11 protein-coding genes are annotated in these 16,085 nt (G+C 65.8%); 2 read left to right on the top strand and 9 right to left on the bottom strand.

Going from position 1 to position 16,085, the window contains the following annotated elements; genetic code table 11:
- Positions 1-72: 72 nt before the first annotated feature.
- Positions 73-1,242, top strand: a complete 1,170-nt coding sequence (locus KHO41_RS10040; protein ID WP_211953135.1) for a GGDEF domain-containing protein — start codon at positions 73-75, stop codon at positions 1,240-1,242.
- 72 nt (positions 1,243-1,314) lie between these two features.
- On the opposite strand, the gene KHO41_RS10035 is transcribed toward KHO41_RS10040, so the two are convergent.
- From KHO41_RS10035 to KHO41_RS10005, 7 genes are all read right to left on the bottom strand, one after another.
- On the bottom strand, positions 1,315-2,700 hold the full coding sequence (locus tag KHO41_RS10035) for an MFS transporter (protein ID WP_211953134.1): 1,386 nt from the start codon (positions 2,698-2,700) through the stop codon (positions 1,315-1,317).
- Positions 2,701-2,734: 34 nt separating this feature from the next.
- The gene (locus KHO41_RS10030) at positions 2,735-3,553 is read right to left on the bottom strand and encodes an aspartate/glutamate racemase family protein (protein ID WP_211953133.1); all 819 of its coding nucleotides are present in this window, start codon (positions 3,551-3,553) and stop codon (positions 2,735-2,737) included.
- 15 nt (positions 3,554-3,568) lie between these two features.
- Positions 3,569-4,456, bottom strand: coding sequence for a hypothetical protein (locus KHO41_RS10025; RefSeq protein ID WP_244873772.1), 888 nt, complete (start codon positions 4,454-4,456; stop codon positions 3,569-3,571).
- Positions 4,457-4,536: 80 nt separating this feature from the next.
- Complete coding sequence (locus KHO41_RS10020; protein WP_244873771.1) at positions 4,537-5,922, bottom strand: aminopeptidase P family protein; 1,386 nt, start codon at positions 5,920-5,922, stop codon at positions 4,537-4,539.
- Positions 5,923-5,956: 34 nt separating this feature from the next.
- A complete protein-coding gene (locus KHO41_RS10015; protein WP_211953131.1) occupies positions 5,957-7,615 on the bottom strand; it encodes a hydantoinase B/oxoprolinase family protein in 1,659 nt (552 codons plus the stop codon).
- Between the two features lie 17 nt (positions 7,616-7,632).
- On the bottom strand, positions 7,633-9,711 hold the full coding sequence (locus KHO41_RS10010) for a hydantoinase/oxoprolinase family protein (RefSeq protein ID WP_211953130.1): 2,079 nt from the start codon (positions 9,709-9,711) through the stop codon (positions 7,633-7,635).
- A 226-nt stretch (positions 9,712-9,937) separates the two neighbouring features.
- Positions 9,938-12,619 (bottom strand): LuxR C-terminal-related transcriptional regulator, encoded by a 2,682-nt coding sequence (locus KHO41_RS10005; protein ID WP_211953129.1) that lies wholly within the window; start codon positions 12,617-12,619, stop codon positions 9,938-9,940.
- Between the two features lie 230 nt (positions 12,620-12,849).
- Between KHO41_RS10005 and KHO41_RS10000 the strand changes: the two genes are divergently transcribed.
- On the top strand, positions 12,850-13,686 hold the full coding sequence (locus KHO41_RS10000; protein WP_211953128.1) for an avidin/streptavidin family protein: 837 nt from the start codon (positions 12,850-12,852) through the stop codon (positions 13,684-13,686).
- Here KHO41_RS10000 and KHO41_RS09995 read toward each other — a convergent pair.
- Positions 13,671-14,729 carry a helix-turn-helix transcriptional regulator gene (locus KHO41_RS09995; RefSeq protein ID WP_211953127.1) on the bottom strand — a complete coding sequence of 353 codons (1,059 nt, stop codon included), beginning with the start codon at positions 14,727-14,729 and terminating at the stop codon, positions 13,671-13,673. The genes KHO41_RS10000 and KHO41_RS09995 overlap by 16 nt on opposite strands.
- Positions 14,730-14,977: 248 nt before the next feature.
- Positions 14,978-15,973 carry an alpha/beta fold hydrolase gene (locus KHO41_RS09990; protein WP_211953126.1) on the bottom strand — a complete coding sequence of 332 codons (996 nt, stop codon included), beginning with the start codon at positions 15,971-15,973 and terminating at the stop codon, positions 14,978-14,980.
- Positions 15,974-16,085: the final 112 nt, after the last annotated feature.

Genomic DNA, 16,085 nt, shown 5'->3' with positions numbered 1-16,085 from the left:
ACCTGCCATACTTCCCACGTAAAATCTCCCCCGCCGCCGCCGATCTGCCGGTGCAATGTCTTTACATTTGGGATGCACGTCGACCTTCTCACCCTTTACTTTCTGGCCATCGGAACACTCCTCGCGAGTGCCGCAATGATGTTCTGGGAGCGTAGGGCCAATCCCGGGCGCAGCCAGTCGTTGCGGATCCTTGCAACGGGGTTCACAACGCTCGCCGTCGGTTGCGCGGTGGTGCTGGTTCGCCGCAGCCTGCCCGAGGTGCTCGGTTCCGCCGTCGCCAATCTCATCATGCTCAGCGGCTACCTGCTTGTCCTCGGTGGCGTCGCCTCATTGCGCGGCCGGCGCTACCGTGCCGCCTCATTCGGCCTGCTGGTCGCCATGGCACTCGTGTGGATTGTCGCGGGTGCGCGTTGGCATGACGTCATCTGGTGCTACATCAGCGCATTTCCGCTCGCGCTGGTAAGCGCCGCGACGGCGTGGGAAATGCTGCGCTGTGAGGCGATGAAGCCGCTGCATTCGCGGTATATCGTTGTGGCGGTGACCGGTGTGCACGCCGTGCTTTACACGGGCCGGGCGTTCGTCCTGCCCTGGCTTGTGGCCGCGTACGGGCCGTCCATCAACGCGATCGCGAGCAATGTCACGCTCTACGAGGGCGTGCTGTACTCGGTGCTCCTGCCGATGGCCCTGATCAGGCTGGTCCGCGAGGAGACCCACGGCCAGCTCCTGCTCGAATCGCAGACCGACTACCTGACCCGTCTCGGCAACCGCCGGTGGTTCTTCGAACAGGGCACCCGCATCCTCAACGGTGGCGCAAGCGGCCCGGTTTCCGTGCTCGCGTTCGACCTCGACCATTTCAAGGCCATCAACGACCTGTACGGCCACCAGACCGGCGACAAGGTGCTGAAGTCGTTCGCCGACACCGCCCGCAGCGTGGTCGGCCCCGACGCGATCCTCGCCCGCATCGGCGGTGAAGAATTTGCGGCGCTGCTGTCTGGCCATGACGCCATGCGCGCCCAGTCGCTGGGCGAGACCGTTGCCAGGCTTTTTGCCGAGACGACTTCGAGCCGTACCGACAACCTGGGCATACCGGCGACAGTCAGCGTTGGGTTGGCCCATTTCGAGGACGAGGTGCCCGCGCTGGTGGAAGGTTTGGCTGCGGCGGATCAGGCGCTGTATCGCGCGAAGTCGCTGGGCGGCAATCGCCTTGAACTGGCGCAGGCAGGCCTCGATCCCCTTTCCTGAACAGCGCGGCCGGATGATGACTGCCGGCAGCGACGTGCCAGCTGGCTGCTCGCAGTCGCTGCGCTGGCAACGCTAGTCCAATTCCTTGCCCTCAGTCTCAGGCATGAACAGTGCCAGCAGCACCGTCGCCAGCATGAACGCGTTGATCATCGTCGTCGTCGTGTTGAAGGACCAGCCGCGGACCAGCAGCATGCCGATCAGGCTGGGCGCCGCGATATTGGCGACCCGTTGCGCAAACACGGCCCAGCTGTAGCCCAGCGTGCGCAGCCGCGTGGAATACAGCTCGCCGATCCACGTATCCCACACGCCCCAGGCGCCCATGCTGAAGAAGGCCAGCGCGAAGTTGCCCACGTACAGCATTGCCATGGTCTGCGCATTCGCGAAGACGTAGCCGGCGATCACGGCCATGCCGACGAAGCCGACGATCACGCGCTTGCGGCCGAACTTGCCGGTCAGGAATGACGCGGCAATGTAGCCCGGGATCATGCAGATTGCCGAGATCGCGATGAAGCCATAGCTTTGCGGCAGATTCAGGCCCCGTTGCTGGAGCAGCGTTGGCAGCCAGGTCTGCAGGCCCCAGTATCCCCACGAGAACGTGAAGTTGACCGCGATCTGCAGCAGCGTGATGCGCAGCGCCGGCCCGGAGAACAGCTCGCGGTGCGTGCCGCCATGCGCGCCTTTTTCCACGTGCAGCCGCGTCGAGGGCGGCACGATCACGGCGCCGCGGCTCAGCCTGCCGATCACGGCTTTTGCCTCGTCGTCGCGGCCAACCGCGGCCAGCCAGTACGGCGATTCCTCCACCCACCGCGCCACGACGAACGCCCATACCGCTGCGAGCGAACTCACGGCGATGATGCCGCGCCAGCCCCACGGCAGCAGCCACGTCGACAGGCCCAGCGCCATCAGCATCCCGATCGGCCAGCCCGATGCCAGGTACACGGTGCAGGTACCGCGCGCCTTCACCGGCAGCAGTTCTTCGAAATGGGCAAACGTCACCACCATCATGCCGACTGCCGCGACGCCCGAGAGCAGGCGCAGCGCGTAGAGCATGCCGTAGCTCGTAGCCATGGCGCTGGCAACGGAAATCAGCCCGTAGAGCACGAGGCTCAGGATGATCGAGCGCTTGCGGCCGATCCGGTCCGAGATCTTGCCCCACCACAGCGAGCCGATCAGCATGCCGACGAAGATCGCGCCGATCAGGTTGCCAAGCGCCGCGGCGTCGAGCTGGAACTCCGTGCCGATCAGCTGCGCCGTGTAGACGATGATCATCATCTCCCACGCCTCGATGGCAAAGACCATGAACAGCGCGAGGCAACTCTTCAGGTGTTCGCGGGTCAGCGGAAATTGTTCGAACAGCTTGCCGACGGCAATGGAGTCCGTCGTGTGTGTGGCTGGCAGTGTGCGGTGCGACGGCGCATTGCGCACAGCGTCCGCCAGGCTTGGCGATAGCTCGCTCATGGAGATGTCTCCTCTTTCTCTTCGCGTATGTTGGTCAGGCCCGCACGACGTTGGCGATGGGCACCGGATCCTTGAACAGCCCGAACGCCTCGATCTCGGCCTCGGGCGGCGGCTCGCAGCTTCCGACCCGGCTCGGGGTCCAGCCGAAGCGCCGCTTCATGCCAGCCAATGCCTCGGCCATCTTGAAAGCCGCGACGACCGGATCGATCACGGGTACGCCCACCTCGGCCTGCACGGCTTCGAAGAAGCCGAACTCGATCGTGCAGCCGAGGATGATGGCCTCCGCGCCGTCGTGCTCGACGGCACGCTTCGCCTCCTCGATGATGCGGCGGCGTGTCACGGCGTGGTCGCGCTGGAACTCGTCCACGCCCATGCCGAGCGCACGCATCGACGCTAGCCGGTCGAGGGCGCCGTAGTCGCGCACACGCGCCGTCATCTGCTCGATCCACTTGTTGCGGCCCACGATGACCGAGAAGCGATTAGCGAGGTTCGCCACGACCTGCAGGCTGGCCTGGCACGGCGCGACCACGACGGTGTCACCCGAGATTTCGCGAGCATCTTCGAGCGCGGGGTCATAGAAGCAGCCGACCACCAGCGCATCGACGCCGCTGCGTGCACAGTCGCGTGCCACGCGCACGGTGCGTTCGTAGATCAGCGCTTCGTACGCGCGATATTCGAGATGGCTGGGTGTGGGGGTCATGTCAAACGACACCACCTCGACTTGTGTGCCGGGCTGCTTGATTCCACCAAGCAGGTCGGCGATAGGCTGGTCGAACGCCGGCGATCCGATCGGGTTGAGCCAGCGCACCGAGACCGGTACGTCGACGGCCTGTGCAGGTTGGTTTGTGTTCATGCGGTGGTGCCTCCGTCAGAAGCTCTTTACGAGCGCCATGGTCAGTGAGTTAGCGTGCGGCAGGTTGGCCGAGTGGTAGTAGCCGAAGTTCAGGTTCGCCGAGATGAAGACGCCGTACTTCGCCAGGCCCGTGTAGGTCATCGACGGGCCGATCTTGCCCTCGCGCGACTCGGCGAAATCGGATGCGCTGTGGCTGTAGATGCTGTAGATGTGGTGGAGGCCCAGCCACAGCGACGGCGATACCTGATAGCCGGCGGCGACGTCCGCGAACCACAGACTCAGGCCTCCGCGCAGCCTGCGCAAGTCCCCATTGCCCATGTCTGTTGCATTGCGCGCACGGTCCGCGTAGTACAAGCCCACGGGCGTGAACGTCATGCCCCACTTGCCGACCTGCACATAGTTCGCGATGCTGAAACTGTATGCATAGCGGTTGCCACCCGCGCCGAATCCCGATACGTCCTTGTTCCCGTTGGGGAACTCGATCATCAATGTCGGGCTCGTCCAGAACGTGGTGTAGCCGGGCGAGCCATACTCGCCCTTCGGTTCCACGACGTTGTAGTAGTACTCGAGGCCGATGTTCGGCGATGCAATGCCTGCGGCCGTTTCGGAGCCGCCGACGGGCGTGGCATAGCCCGGGATGGCACCGGCCCAGACCTCGATCTGGTCGCGCGTGGTCCCGGTGAAGCCTGTCTTGGAGAAGTACGCAAGAACGGTATTGGCGCCAGCGCGGACATTGCCGCCGGCGCTGCGGTTGATGACGGGAAACGCCTCGATGGCCCACGATCCCGGCGCGCCGGGCTGGGCGAACCCGATGAACTGGTCGGCGTGGGCGGTGGCCGAAATGCCCGCCGTCAGGACGAGCGCGGCCGACGCGCAAATGCGCGGCAAATAAGATGCCTTCAAGATCTCTCTCTCAGTGGTAGGAAAGCGCTGCGGCGTGCGGAATGGCCGGGTGCCGCAGGATGCTGCGACGAACGGATCGACTACGACATGGCCGCCTCGACCTCGGCCACCGTCTTCGGGATGTGCGGGCCGAGCACGCGCGCGCTCTCCCCGCCGACATGCACCACATCCTCGATGCGCATGCCGCCGAAATCGCGGCAGGCGTCGAAGCGCGCGTAACAGATGTGCGCGGCGTGCCGTTGCTCGGCGCGCCAGCGGTCGATCAGGGCCGGCATGAAGTAGATGCCCGGCTCGATCGTCATGACCATGCCTTCGCGCAGGCGCTTGCCCATGCGCAGGTAGCTCAGCCCGAACTGGCCGCTGCGCGACACCTCGTCGTCGTATCCGACGTGGTCTTCGCCCAGGGCCTCCATGTCGTGGACATCAAGGCCGAGCTGGTGACCCAACCCGTGTGGAAAGCAGATGGCATGGGCGCCGGCCGCGACGATCTCCTCCGGATTGCCGCGGAAGAACCCCATCTCGCACATGCCGTGCACGATCGCCGTGCTCACGTCCTTGTGCAGGTCGAGATACCGCACGCCGGGGCGCATCGCGGCGATTCCGTCCAGCTGGGCGGACAGCAGCAATGCATACAGTTCGCGCTGCCTGGCGTTGAAGCGGCCACCGACGGGAAGCGTGCGTGTGACGTCGCTGGCGTAGTCCATCGCACTGCATGCGCCAGCGTCGTTGATGACGAGGTCGCCTTCGGCAAGCTGCATGTCATAGACCTGCGCATGCAGCCCGTCCTTGCGCCGCGTGAAGATGGGCGCATAGGCTTCCTGCACGTCGTGGCATTGCGCAATGCGGCGCATCTCCGCGACTACCTCACGTTCGACCACACCCGGCTGGCTCATGCGCATGGCGGCGAGATGCATGGCGTGCGTCACGGTGAGCGCCTTTTCGACTTCGGATACCTCGCCCGCGCTCTTGATCTCGCGCAGTGCGACCACTGCGCGGATCAGTGCGACGGAAGACTGTGCCGTGATGGATGCCGCTGGCAGCTCAAGCCATCGGGCGAGATCGAGCGTCGTTTGGTGCCGGTAAGCAGGCAGGTAGTGCACGGTGCGCCCCTGACTGCGGGCAGTGCGGATCACGGCTTCGATCTCCGACAACGGCCGTACACTGGCAATGCCCGCACGTTCGGCCTGCGCATGGAGGCGAGGCTGGGTACCGAGCCACAATTCGTCGTCAGCGGTGGCGTCGTCGCCGAACAGCGTTTCCGCACCGCTATCGGCGTCGATCAATGCGGCCAGGCCAGGACGGCGAATGCCGAACAGGTAGGTGAAGGTCGAGTCTTGCCTGAATGGATAGGGGTTGTGCGCGAAGTTGATGGCGCAATCGTCGTTGCCGGGAAACAGCAGCAGACCCGTGCCGACGCGCTCGCGCAGCTGGCGACGGCGCGCCTGGTAGACGTCCTTGTCAAACATGGGAACTCCGATAGGTTCGATGGCGGAGCCCATGTCAGACCGTGACGCCGTAGATTTCACGGGCCTGCGCCGCGCTCAGGTAGCCGTTGCGCACGTCGTCGCGCACGGCCTCGGGCGAACGGCTGGCAGGGTCGCCGTAGCCGCCGCCGGCACCGGTACGCACGCGGATGACGTCGCCCTGTTGCAGCATCAGGCCGCTGACCATGGCGTGCCGCTCGCTGCGGCCATCCTTGCGCAGCACCTCGATATAGTTCGGCGTGCCGTCGCGCCCGCCGGCAAGGCCCCACGGCGGGACTTGCGAACGCGTGTAGCCGCAGGTCAGGAAGGTGTCGTCGGCGCGCACGCGGTAGTCGATGCGGATGCCGCGTCCGCCGCGGTATTGGCCGTGGCCGCCCGGCTCATCGTTGAGCGCCATGCCATCGACGTACAGCCCGTAGCGGGCCTCGCAGATTTCGGCGGGGCAGTTGTAGGTCTCGCCATGCAGGCCCGAGTACATCGCGCTGTTGCCGTCGCGGCCGGCCTCGCCGCCCCAGCCGCCGATCTCGGGCTCGACCAGCGTGAAGACGCGGCCGGTGTCCGGATGCACGCCGCCGATGATCGTTGCGCAGACTGAGGCGAAGTTGCCTGCAGGCAGGCGTTCCGGCATGTGCGCGGCAAGGCAGCGCAGGATCAGGTCGTAGACGCGGATCAGGTTCTCGAAGTAGAAGCCCTCCGCAGCCGGCATGCGTGCGTCGAACAGCGTTCCGGGCTTCGTCAGCACCTTCAACGGACGGAACGTGCCGCCATTGGTCGCGGCCTGTGGCGCGGTGACGGCCTTGAACGCCATCTGCGCCGCCACGATGGTGCCGTCGCGGCTCAGGTTGGTGGGGCCGGACGCCTGGGCCGGGTTGTCGCACAGGTCGACGATCATCTCCTTGCCGGTGAGTTCGACCGTCACGCGGAACGTCTGGCCGTCGTCCTGCAGTTCTTCCATCGTAAAGCGTCCGCGCGGCGCGTCGGCAAGCGCATGGTGCGAGACGCGCTCGCCATGGTCCATGAAGTCGCCAATCGCCGCGACGAAGGCATCGACACCGTACTTGCGCGTCAGCTCGACGATCCGACCGGCGCCGCCGCGCACCGCGGCAATGCCGGCCCACAGGTCGCCTTCCATGAAATCGGGCATGCGGGTGTTGGCGCGCAAGATCTGCATGACCGGACGCACCGGCTTGCCACCGGAAATCAGCTTGACGCCGGTCAGGCGCAACCCTTCCTGGAAGATGTCAGTCGCATCGGTGCTCAGCGATCCGGGCACCATGCCGCCCACGTCGTTCCAGTGCGCGATATTGGCGGTCCACGCGACCAGCCGGTCGCCGGCAAACACCGGCATGGTCAGCACCACGTCGTTCAGGTGCGTGACGCCGCCGTTGTGCGGATCGTTCGTGATGAAGATGTCGCCCGGCTCGATGTCGCCGGGCTGCGAATGCTGCGCCAGCACGCAGCGCACGGCCTTGTCCAGCACGCCGACGAAGGCCGGGATGCCGGAGCCTGAGCTCGCCATCTGTCCTTGCGCATCGGTGATGCCCGTGCCCATGTCGAGCACCTCGTAGATGATCGGGCTCATCGCGGTCTTGCGCATGGCGGCGAACATTTCGTCGGCAATGGCCTGGAGCGAGTTCTGGATGATTTCCAGCGTGAAGATATCGGTACGGCTCATGATGGTTTTCCTCGCCCTCAGAGGATGATGTGGAGGTTGCCGAGGCGGTCGACGCTGGCGCGGTTGCCCGGATGCACGACGATGGTCGTGCCGGGGTCTTCGACAATGGCCGGGCCGTCGAAGGCCATGCCTGGCTCCAGGCGGACGCTGTCGTAGATGGTGGCTTCGTGGATGCCTTCGAGCGCGTAGTCGACGAGCCGCTTGCCTTTGATGGCCGCGTCGAGCGTTGCGCCGCTGACGGGCAGCTCTTCCAGGTCGAGCTTGCCGATCTCGGCGACCGCGACGACATGGAAGCCGACGATCTCGAGCGGGGCATCGAGCCGGTACGTGTACTGCTGCTCGTACAGCGCATGGAAGCGCTCGGCAATGGCCGTCCAGTCGGTATCGACACGCTCGCCGGGCAGCAACTGCACCTCCACTGCATGCTCCTGGTTCTGGTAGCGCAGCTTGCAATGCAGGGCCACGCGTACGTGGGACGGGTCGATATCCTCTTGTGCGTACTGCTGCCGCGCTGACTGCGCGAGTTCTTCGAGCAGCGCCTGCGCCGCGCTTGTCGCGCCGTCGCGGCTCGCTTCGAAGAAGCGGTTGGCGAACATGTCGCGGCGCAGGTCCGACATGGTCATGCCCCACGCCGAGAACACCGATGCGCCGCGCGGAATGACGACCTTCTTCACGCCAAGCTCCTGTCCCAGTGCAACCGCGTGCATGGCACCACCGCCGCCGAATGCCACCAGCGTGAATTCGCGCGGGTCGTGGCCGCGATTGAGCGAGACCAGCTTGAGCGCATTGACCATGTTGTCGTTGGCGATGCGCACGATGCCGCGCGCCACTTCTTCGCGCGACAGGCCCAGACGCTCGGCCAGCGGCTGCAGCGCGCGATCGACGGCACCCATGTCGGCCTGGATTTCGCCGCCGCAGAAGTAATCGCGATTGATGCGGCCGAGCACGAGGTTGGCATCGGTCGTCGTGGCACGGGTGCCGCCGTTGCCGTACGCGGCAGGGCCCGGCGATGCGCCGGCGGATTGCGGACCGACGTGCAGCTTGGCGAAGTCGTCGGTCCAGGCGATGGAGCCGCCACCGTTGCCGATTTCGACCAGGTCGACCACCGGCACCATGATCGGATAGCCCGCGCTGGTGCGGTCCCGTTCGATCCAGTAGTCCGTCTTGATGGCGACCTGTCCGTTCTCTATCAGCGAGCACTTGGCCGTGGTGCCGCCGATATCGAGCGCGAGCACGTTCGGCTCGCCGATCAGGCGCCCGAGTTCCGCTGCACCCCAGAAGCCGCTGGCGGGACCGGACTCGACCATGGTGATGGGGATTTCGCGTGCCCGCGCCACGGTGTCGACGCCGCAGTTGGACTGCATCACATACAGCGGCGCGCGGTAGCCATTGGCGCGCAGGCCGTCTTCGAGGTTGCTGAGATAGCGCGCTGCAATCGGCTGCACGTACGCCGATAGCACTGCCGTACTGGTGCGCTCATACTCGCGCCATTCGCGCGTGATCTGGTGCGAGGCCACGAGTGATACCTCGGGCCACAGCTTGCGCACTTCGGCCAGCACGGCCTGCTCGTGCGCGGGGTTGGCGTAGGCGTGCATCAGGCAGATGGCGACGGCTTCCACACCCTCGCGGCGGAAGTCATCGATGATCTGCGCCACCCCCGACAGATCGAGCGGCTGGCGCTCTGCGCCATCGAAATGGATGCGGCCCGGCACTTCGCGGCGCAGATAGCGCGGCACGAACGGCGATGGCTTGACCCAGCTCAGGTTGAAGAAGTCGGGACGGTTGGCGCGCCCGATCTCCAGCACATCGCGAAAGCCTTCGGTCGTGATGAGGCCGGTGCGCACGCCGCGGCGCTCGGTCAGCGCATTGATCACGACGGTGGTGCCGTGGGCGAGGAAGCTGACCTCGTCGAGATTGACGTCGGCCTTGCGCAGGACGTTGAGGATGCCTTGCTCGAAGTTGGGTGGCGTGGTGTCGGACTTTGCCGTGCGGATGCGTTGCCTGCCCGTGGCGGGATCGAACTCGAAATAGACGAGGTCGGTGAAGGTTCCGCCCACGTCGGTGGCTACGCGGACGGTATTGCGCTGTTGCGTCAAGTGCTTCTCCTAGCAGAATTCGGGCGCGGCGGCGTTGCCGCGCCGGTTGCCTGACAGGCGGAACTCTGTCGGTTCCGGCCCGTTGGCAGGCACTCTAGGAAGAGCTGGGGAACCGCTCAACAGCGGCGGCAGGTGGGAGTTGGCGGCAGGGAGGCGGATGGCTACCCGCCCGGGTAGGTTGGTGAGGGCAACCCCTGAAACGGGGCGAGGGCTGACGCCGGCGCGGCTATGGCGAAAGCAGCCCCTGCTGCATGGCCTGGCTCACGGCCGCCGCGCGATTGTCCACACCGAATTTCTGGAAGATCTGCTTCAGGTGGAACTTGACGGTGTTCTCGGAAACATCGAGCCCGCGCGCGATCGCCTTGTTGGACTGGCCACTCGCGAGCAGCGCCAGCACCTGCATCTCCTTGGCACTGAACTGCGCACGCCGGCGTACCGGATGCGCCTGCCAGCCGCGCAGCTGCGATACCGCAGCACCAAGTGACTGGCCCGCCTCGCTGTTGGCATCCGGCAGGAACGGCAGGATTGCGGGTCCTGTCTCCAGCAGCAGCCCCGACAAGCCGAAGCGGACGACGGGCGCCATGGCGGCCTGCACGAGCGCGGGTGCCACGTCGCCGTCCTGCGCCTTGCGGCGCGCGACCAGCGCGAGCAGCCGGAACCGCCATGCGGGCAGCATCAGGCCGGCCTGCTCGAACATGCCGGCTGCCGCTTCCAGGCGTGCCTGCGCCGCCGCGGAAGCACCGTTTGCCAGCGCGAGCCGCGCGAGCGCCAGTGTGACCGCTTCGAGGCGCCGCCACCCGAGGCCCGGTACGGGCAAGTGTCCGGCAGCGGATTCCAGGTCCGCGGCGCGGGCCTCCTGCAGTGCCTGTGCCGCGAGGCCGCATTGCGACAGCAGGTCCACGCGCCATGCCTGCACCAGATGCAGGAGCCGGTCCAGATGGCGCTCGCGCCCCGTGCGCGCGGCGTCATCGAGCACGGACAGTGCCGGCTGCAGACCTTCGAGGCGCAATGCGGTGCGCCAGGCGACTTCCGCATGGGATGCGAACACGTCGAGCCAGCCATCGGTCTGTTCCAGCGTCGCGTTGCCGTCGCGGATCCATGGCGGGGTCTCTTTCCATTCGCCCTGCCAGTACAGGTGCTGCGCCCAGAAGCAGCCGACGATGCCCTTCAGCGAGCTGTCCGTGCCGAAGTTCGCCTCGGCCTGTCGCAGCGCTTCGCTCAGGAGCTGGCGCGAGCATGCCATCTGTCCCGTCATGGCGAGCGCCAGCGCCTCGTGCATCAGGCAGTAATTTTCACCGAGCGGGCTTGCTATCAGTTGCATCTGCACGCGCGCCGCGCGAGCGGCCTGCACGACATCGTCCATGCGGCCCCATGCGAGCGAGCCCACGGCCCTGGCGCAGAGCTGCATCCCCTGCGCAAGCGGATCGTCGGGGTTGCGCTGCTGCGCGGCATTGCCGGTGACCGGCCAGCGCTCGTAGTCGTCAAACACGTCGAAGTAGACATGGACCATCGCCTCGATGGCGCCGTAGTCACGCCTGAGCGCAGGCGTATCCTGGGCCGCCACCTGCGCCAGCCGCAGCAGCTCCAGTGCCAGCGCTTCCTTGCCGAGCTTGGCTTGCAGGTAGGCATGCATCAGCGTCAGCTCGGGCTCTGCGCGCGTGGCCAGTTCGTCGAACTGGCTCAGCAGGTTCTCGGTGTAGCGGATGCCCTTGCGCAACACCAGTTCCCAGCCGCCTGCGTCAACCACGAGTCGCAGCGCGAGCGCGGTATCGTCGCCGGCGAGTGCATGGGAGACGGCTTTTACGAGGTCGTCGTTGCGCGCGAGCCAAACCGCTGCGGCGCGATGTATTTCTCTGGCGCGCGCGGCCGGCAGCCGCGCGCGCAGGAAGTCCGCCAGCAGCAGGTGATAGCGAAACCAGCTGCGGCCGGGATCGAGCGGGACCAGCAACGCGTCGAACTGAGAGAGCCGGGCCAGCAGCCTGGCACTGTCGTCGCGTCCGCGCGCCACGTCGGCCAGATCGGCATTGAAGCGCTCCAGCAGCGACGTTTCCAGCAGGAACTCGCGGCAGTCCGCCGGCAGGTTGTCGACGATCTGCTCGGCAAGGTACTCGGCAACCTCCGACACCCGGCCCGAGAACGATGGCAGCCCGAAGGCCGAGCCGCTGCCGCGTGCCAGCCACAACCGCGCGAGCTGCAGTGCCACGGCCCAGCCTTCGGTCTTGGCGTGCAGCGTGGCCAGCGCCGATCCCTCCAGCGCCGCACCGAAGATCTGGCTGGCTTCCGCCATCGACAGCGTCAGGCTCGCTGCATCGAGTTCATGCACCAGTCCGCGGGCGCGCAGCGCCGCCAGGGGCCATGACGGCCGGTTGCGCGAAGACACCACGAGCCGCAGCCAGCGGCCACCGCGTTCGAGCAGCGTCAGCAGCGCTTCGTCAACGGCGGCGCATTCCGCGCGATGGTAGTCGTCGAGGATCAGCGTCACAGGTTGTCCGTGCCGCGCCAAAACCTGCAGCAGCGCGGCCACGGTACGCTGGGGCTGCTCGTCAAGCCGCTGGGAGCGCGCCAGCGGCGACAGGCCGCCGATATCGAGCCCCGCCTCTTCCAGCGCGAGCAGCATGTAGGCAAGAAAGCGGTTGACCTCGGCATCCGCTTCATCAAGCGAAAGCCATGCGACGCACGCGCTGTCCGATGCCTGCAGCAGAGCCCTGCGCCATTGCGAGAGCAGCGTGGTCTTGCCGAAACCGGGTGCGGAAACCAGTAGCGCAAGCGGACATGTGGCGTGCGCGCGCATGTCTGCCAGCAAGGCATCTCGCGGTACGGTTTCGAGCTGGGTATGCGGCGGCGCGAGCTTCCCGAACCACATCCAGGCATTGGCAGGGTTGTCGTCGTCGCGGTCTTGGGTATTCATGATTCTGGAGGGCAAGTCGTGCCGCGAGCTTGGCATGGCAGCGCAGCGTCTGCCTCAGCATCTTCCCTGACGATACTACCCGTTCGGGTAGGCACCGGCACTTGCCGGCCCCGCACTACCCGCGTGTGCGACGACGTGTTGCCTTTCGTTCACCTATGCTCGGCGTTCGCCAGGGAATGCGGCTACCGACGCGCTCGCTGTCCGCACCCCGATCATGAGGAGACAACCGGATGTCGATTGCTGGAACGTGGCGCAACGAATACGGGTCGCTGATGACCCTTTCGGTCGGGGACGGCGCCGCCCCGGGAGCCTTGCGGGGCCTCTACCGGTCATCGACCGGCTCTGTCGGCAGCTATGTCGTCGCGGGCTTCGCCGCTGCGCACGCAGCCGGCCCAGACCACGGCCAGCCGGTCGCGCTGTCGATCTGCTGGCATTCGCTAGGCCGCGAGCAGGCCGATCCGAGCTGGCAGTGGACGTCCGGCCTGAGCGGCCAGCTCAGCGTGGTGGATGGCGAGGAAGTCCTGACCTTGTCCCATCTGCTGATGGCGTCGGGCGATTTTCCCGGGCTGATGCCTGCGGGCCACTACATCGACAAGCTGTCTTTCCGAAGGCACGCCAACCCACCACCTGCGCCCGCGATCGTGCGGCCTGCCGCTGCCAGCGTGACCATGGACCATCCTCTTGCCGGCGAATGGTGCGGTGCCGACGGCACGGTGCTGAAGCTGGTTGCGGGCCTGCAGCCTGATGCGGGGTTTGCCGAGGCATCCGGCGTGCTGTTGCGCAAGGGGCATGAAGCGGCGGTGACGGGTTTCATCACCAGCGGAAGCGGGACCGCTGCTTCGCGGCATGCCGTGTCGCTGGCGGTCGCCGATCCGGGCGCGGGCACCGTGGCGGCGATGTCCGGCACACTCGATGCAGCGCGCGGCACGCTCCAGCTGTTCAGCCTGTCAAGCCGATCCACCACTCCAGGCGACCGTTACGCGCAGACTTCCGCATCGCATGTGGAGTACTTTCTGCTGCCGAAGGCCTGGGCCCACGCGAAGATACCTGCTCAGGTCGCTGATTGAATCGCCATTCGCACCAGGTCGACAACGCGGCTGCAGTGCATCTTGATCTTGAGGCTGGCGATCTGCTTGCGAACGGTATTCTCGGACACGGCATGTTCCGCTGCGTACTCGAGCGGCGTACGGCCGCTCACCAGTGCAGCCAGCACGCGCGCTTCGGCCGGCGTAATGCCGAAGGTCGCGATCAGGGCGGACAAATCGATGTTCCGGCCTTCCGTGTTGCGGCGCAAGCGTACCAGCCCCAGGGGTTCGCCAACCATCTGCAGCTTCTTCGGTGCCGGGGAGATATCGACGACAAGCGTATCTCCCGATGAAAGGCCGATTGCTGCTTTCGTGCGAATCCTGCCCTGAATCGCAAGGCCGAGCTTGTCGAGCAGTTGCGCGTACACCGCGGGGTTCGGATGGAACAGGCGACCCCGCCTGACGGTCAGGCCCTGCCGGTTGTCGAGCAGCGTTTCGCATAGCGGCGACATGCGAATGACGGCCCCGCCGCGTGACACCAGGCAGATTGCCTCGCCGAAAGCATCGAACGTTTCTGCCAGAAGGCCGACGTCCTCGGCAATCAGTTGCTGCTTTCGCGCCAGCGCGGCCTGGAATGCGCGGACATATTCACCGATGTGACCACTCCCCAGTCGCTCGCGAATGCCCGGCTCGATCGTCGCGCGCTGGAAGCTCATCGCGGTCATGCGCGTGCTGCTGCGCTCCAGCAGCAGCCCGACAATCTGGTTCTGGCCGTGCTGGCGCAAGTAGTCGTTATAGAACTCCGAGCGCAGCAGCGTCTGGCGCGCGATGGCTTCGTCGGTGTCGATCCATTGGCCGGCGTCCTGCTTTGCCGCGGCATGCGCGAGCAAATCCAGCTTGTGGAAATGCTGCTCGTACGCTTGAAGCGTGGAGTCGGCCAGCCCGATGTGGCTGACATGCAGCAGGTCGCCGCCACCGTCGAGCATGATCAGCGAGCCCGAGTCGGCCCCGATCAGGTCGCGTGTGACGGTCAGGATATCGGACCAGGGCGGCGTCTCGTCGGCAATGCACGCGACTGCCTCCATGGCTCTCTGGAACGGGACAGACGCATGCACGGTTAGGCTCCCCCCTTGTGCCTGATGATTCATATCTTCGCCTGATCATGACGCCAGGCTTTTGGTACGGCTTTGGGGGTAGCGTAGCAGACCGACGAATTCGGGGCCCCACTTCCGGCCGCCCTACTCTTGTGGGGAGGGCGCCCGCGCAACAATCGGGCGTGGAGGAGCGCCCGGCTTTTTCTCGAAGCAGGCCGGGCGGATGCGGCGTCTTCTGCTCACTCGAACGACGCGCGCACTTCGTCGATGGTGTGTTCCGGCTGCTGCAGATGCGGATAGTGACCCACGCCGGACAAGACATGCAACGGCGCGTTCAGCCTCTGTGCCAGCTCGGCGCCCATTTCCTTTCGGATGTAGATGTCCTGCTCACCCCACACCACCGTGACGAGTGTCTGGAGCCTCGCAAGGGTTGCCTCGAAGGCGTTCTGGTCACGCGTGAAGTTAGCGTAGTAGTGGTAGAAGGCGTCCGCCGATGTCAGCGTTCCGTTATTCCAGCCGCGCGCCAGGTCGGCCTTGTACTCCGCGCTCAGCTTGTATTGCGAGGGGGCAGGCAGGCCTCGGCTAAAGGCGTTCTCGAGAATCTCGTCGCGTGATTGGTTGAAGGCCGCCCGCACGGCCGGCGCCGACTTCGGGTCTTTCAATCCCTGCAGGCGCTCCTGCATGTATTGGGGCCGGTTGAACGGCGCGAAGTCGCCGACGATGATGCGCCTGGCAATGGCCGGGTCGTCGATCGCGGCAAGGAGTGCAGGCAGGGCACCGATATCCGTCGCATAGATCACGAGGTTGCGCTTGTCGATCCCGGCTGCGTCGACGTAGCTTTTCAGGACGTTGGCGTAGTCGCGCGGTGCATAGGAAAACCTGTCTGCGGAAGGACGCGATGACTCGCCGTAGCCTGGCCAGTCGAAAGCATGGACCTCGTAGTCGGTGCCAAGTTTCAGCGCGACGTCGTGCCACGCAAGCACGGTCTCCGGAAAGCCATGCAGGAGCAGCACGGTTCCCTTGGCGCTGGCATTGCGTACCACCATCCGCCGCAGCTGGATGTCTGGACTGATATCGAGTCGGCCAATGTCCAGTGCCGGCCGGATCTCCTGCGCGCTTGTCGTGCGAGCTGTGGTGCTATCTGCCGCGTGGCCTGCCGTGGTGCCCATGAGCAGTGCCGCGGCGGCGGTTCCTGCCAGCCGGATCGATCGATGTGAAATGGATTGCGTTGTCATGCCTGTCGCCTTTTCGTGAGCCGATGGCAGCCGACGCTTTCCGGTGGAACAGCGTCGGCTGCCTGACGAGCATTAAAGGGACAGGATGTGTCGCGGCTGTAGCCGCGGCACG

Origin of the sequence: Cupriavidus numazuensis, from assembly GCF_905397435.1 — a bacterium.
Classification (GTDB): Bacteria; Pseudomonadota; Gammaproteobacteria; order Burkholderiales; family Burkholderiaceae; genus Cupriavidus; species Cupriavidus numazuensis.
The sequence above is the reverse complement of the archived record's forward strand: the minus strand, read 5'-3'. Positions and strand labels throughout refer to the sequence as shown.